Source organism: Mesorhizobium sp. M5C.F.Ca.IN.020.32.2.1, from assembly GCF_004023105.1.
GTDB classification, from domain to species: domain Bacteria; phylum Pseudomonadota; class Alphaproteobacteria; order Rhizobiales; family Rhizobiaceae; genus Mesorhizobium; species Mesorhizobium wenxiniae.
Genome location: NZ_RZSX01000823.1, coordinates 1 through 2800, shown reverse-complemented (window position 1 = coordinate 2800; position 2800 = coordinate 1). Strand labels below are relative to the sequence as shown.

4 protein-coding genes are annotated in these 2800 nt (G+C 65.2%); all 4 read right to left on the bottom strand.

What is annotated here, in order from left to right; genetic code table 11:
• Positions 1 to 369 (bottom strand): ATP-binding cassette domain-containing protein (locus tag EOA86_RS29395; protein WP_128344865.1); only part of this gene is annotated, 369 nt, incomplete at its 3' end.
• Positions 362 to 1249 carry an ABC transporter ATP-binding protein gene (locus tag EOA86_RS29390; protein ID WP_128344863.1) on the bottom strand — a complete coding sequence of 296 codons (888 nt, stop codon included), beginning with the start codon at positions 1247 to 1249 and terminating at the stop codon, positions 362 to 364. The genes EOA86_RS29395 and EOA86_RS29390, both read right to left, overlap by 8 nt.
• Entirely contained in the window at positions 1246 to 2094 is an 849-nt protein-coding gene (locus tag EOA86_RS29385) for an ABC transporter permease (protein WP_128344861.1), read from the bottom strand. Before EOA86_RS29385 ends, EOA86_RS29390 begins: the two co-directional genes overlap by 4 nt.
• On the bottom strand, positions 2087 to 2800 hold a 714-nt coding region (locus EOA86_RS29380; protein WP_164892093.1), incomplete at its 5' end, for an ABC transporter permease. The genes EOA86_RS29385 and EOA86_RS29380, both read right to left, overlap by 8 nt.

The window sequence follows — 2800 nt, the reverse complement described above, 5'->3', positions numbered from 1 at the left end:
TTGCCTGAGTGGGGCAGCGATAATGCTGAAGATGGTGCGGCGCGGATTAAGCGACGACATCGGATCCTGGAAGATCATCTGCAGGTTGCGGCGCAGCGGCCTGAGCTCCGCCTCCGGCAGATGCGTGATATCGCGGCCGTCGAAGATGATGCTGCCGGCGCTCGGCTCCAGGAGGCGCACCAAAGCGCGACCGAGCGTCGATTTGCCGGATCCGGATTCGCCGACGATGCCGGTCACCGATCCCCTGGGCAGCTCGAAATCAAGCCCTTTGAGGATCTCGGCCATCGGCGCCCGGCCGATCAGTGGTTTGCGCGTCATGTCGGGCAACGCGACTTTCAGCCCGCGCACGGAAAACAGCGGATCAGCCATGCGGCCGCCTCCAGGCCTGGTCGGCAGCGGCGATCTCCGAGGCCAGTCCGGCCAATACCGCCTCGTCCACCGGTTTCAGCGAGGCGAACGGATCGGTGTAGCGCGGGGTTGCCGCCATCAACGCTCGCGTGTAGGGGTGCTGCGGAGCCGCGAACAGCGCCGCCGTCTCGGTCTCCTCCATCACCTTGCCGGCATAGAGGACCGACACTTTCTGGCTGATCTTGGCGACGACGCCGAGATCATGGGTGACGAACAGGATCGCCGTGCCGTGCTCGCGCTGCAATTGCGCGATCAGCCGCAAAATCTGCTTCTGCACGGTTACGTCCAGCGCCGTGGTCGGCTCGTCGGCGACGATCAACCTTGGTTCGGCGGCGAAGGCTGCGGCGATCAGCACGCGCTGGCGCATGCCGCCGGAAAGCTCGTGCGGATAGCATTTGAGGACGCGGTCCGGGTCGCGGATCTGTACCGCGTCGAGCAATTGGCGGATGCGGGCGTCGGCTCGCGGCCCACTCCATCCGAGGACGCGCACCAGCCGGTCGGTCATCTGCGGACCGATGCGGCGCGACGGATTGAGCGCGGTCAGCGGGTCTTGAGGGATCAGTGCGGTGCGCGCTCCGATCAGCGTGCGCCTCGCCTTTGGCTGAAGCCGGCCGAGGTCCTCGCCCTCGAGCAGCATATCGCCATCGACGACGCGCACGCTGGGTGGCAGCACGCCGAGTACCGCCTTGCCGATCATCGTCTTGCCGGCGCCGCTCTCGCCGACCAGCGCGCGAACTTCGCCCGGTTGAACGGAGAGCGACACCGACCGCAGCACGCGCGCGCCATTCGGCAGCACGGCGCTCAAGGACTGAATGTCGAGGCAAGGTCTCGTGGCGTTCATCGCAGCACCGGATCGAAACGCGCCTTGAGACCCTCGCCGAACTGGCTGAACGACAGAACCGTCAGGATCAGGGTGACCAGCGGGAACACCAGCACCCACCACGCCTGATGGATCGACAGGCGGCCCTCGGCGATGATGCCTCCCCAGGTCGGATCGTCGGTCGAGATCGACAGGTTGACGAAGGACAGGATCGCCTCGACGATCACGGCGATGCCCATTTCGAGCGACAGCAACGCGACGATCGACGGCACCACATTGGGCAGCACTTCGCGCAGCATGATACCGATGCGGCCATAGCCGGCGATGCGGGCGTTCTCGACATAATCCATGCGCGCCTGGCCCATGGTCTCGGCGCGGATCACCCGGCAGAAGCGCGTCCAGTCGATGACGGCGATGGCAATGATGACCGAGCTCAGACCGGTGCCGAGCACGGCAACCAGCAGGATGGCGAACAGCACCGGCGGAAACGCCATCCAGACGTCGACGATGCGCGAGATGATGCGATCGGCCCAGCCGCCGAAATAGCCTGCTATCAGGCCGAGCGTCGAGCCAATCAGGCAGGCGGCCAAGGCCGCCGCGAAGGCGACGATCAAGGCGATGCGGGCGCCGAAGATCAGCCGTGACAGGAGATCGCGGCCGAGGCTGTCGGTGCCGAGCCAGAAGCCGGGCTCCGCGCCGCTCATCCAAAAGGGCGGCAGGCGTTCGAACATCAGATCTTGCGCCAGCGGGTTCTGCGGTGCGATCAGCGGCGCGAAGATCGCGGCAAGCAAAGCCAGCAGCAGCCAGCCGCCGGCCAGCCACAGCCTTGCGCCCGAGCCATGTCTTGAAATGCGGCCCTCATCCATGGCGCAGCCTCGGATTGAGCAGCGCATACATCATGTCGACGGTGAGGTTGATCAGCACGAACAGCAGCGCGAAGACCAGCACGATGCCCTGAATCAGCGGCAGGTCGCGGTTGATGACGGCGTCGATCGCCATGTTGCCGAGGCCTTCATAGGAAAACAGCCGTTCGACGATGACCGTGCCGCCGATCAGGAAGGTGAACTGCACGCCGACCAGAGTGAGCGTTGGCAGGGCGGCGTTCTTCAGCGCCTCACGCAAAATGACCTGCGTTTCCGAAAAGCCCTTCACCCGCGCCAGCACGACGTAATCGAGGTCGAGCACTTCCTTCAACGACTGCTTCAGGAGCTGCGAGATGATCGCGGCGAGCGGCAGCGCCAGGGCCACGGCCGGCATCAGCATGTGCCCGAGCAGGTCCTTGGTCAGGTCGAAGCGCAGCCGCACGATGCTCTCGAACAGATAGAACTGGGTGACGAAGGGCAGGTCGAGCTGCGGCGACACCCGGCCGGAAATGTCGAACACCGGCACCAGCACGCCGAACAAAAGAATCAGCACCAGGCCCCACAAAAAGTCGGGAATGGAAAGCGCTGCACCGCTGGCGATGTCGATACCGGCTTCGACTGCCGTGCCGCGTTCGCGCGCCCCGATGATCGCCGTCGTGCCGCCGATCGCCAGCGCCATCAACAGCGCGACGATGGCGAGTTCCAGTGT